The 535-nt window shown below is 40.9% G+C and carries 1 protein-coding gene; it reads left to right on the top strand.

The window, feature by feature from the left end:
- The first annotated feature begins 30 nt into the window (after positions 1 to 30).
- Positions 31 to 426, top strand: a complete 396-nt coding sequence (locus ACS8FD_RS24115) for a DUF7079 family protein (RefSeq protein ID WP_439261034.1) — start codon at positions 31 to 33, stop codon at positions 424 to 426.
- The last annotated feature ends 109 nt before the right edge of the window (positions 427 to 535 follow it).

Raw genomic sequence — 535 nt, 5'->3', positions numbered from 1 at the left:
TAGTAAATAGTGCGGGACTGAGGCAAAGACATGAGTAGCTTAAGTGATAGAGAACTGGTATGGATGGCGTTGTCAGACTTGTTCGTCGACCATCGTATCAATCATGAGCACATAGCCAATCAAGTGGCTCATTTGACCATCAGCGAAGTAGAACAAATCTTATTTCATGAAGTCGCCCCTGTTTGTATGAGCAATTTACTGATGCCCACACCGACTGTCTGCGAGAAATTTAGTGAGAATTACGTCCTCTCTAGCATGCAGCAGCATTTGGCTAAAATGCAGTCCAATGGGTTTTATCGTCGTAAGGTCTTATTAAAGGCAAAGTTTTACAAGGTTTTTTTGAAGCAAGATTGGTTAAAGCTAATGGCCAGAATGCGCCGAGCACAAAAAAAGCAAGCAAACGAGTTACAAAATTTTGACTTTTAAAGTTAAGGCTTATTCTTTAGTTTCAACCACTCCAATCATCACACCCATCTCTTTTTTATCGTGCTTATCAATACTGGGCGCATATAATGCTGAAGCAACACCGCCATCT

The sequence above is a fragment of the Psychrobacter sp. 1U2 genome (genome assembly GCF_051847575.1).
This window is presented reverse-complemented; position numbering and strand designations above follow the sequence as displayed.

Bases quoted from the DNA above. Each gene is read 5' to 3' on its own strand.
- ACS8FD_RS24115 (WP_439261034.1), top strand. From the start codon at position 31: ATGAGTAGCTTAAGTGATAGAGAACTGGTATGGATGGCGTTGTCAGAC.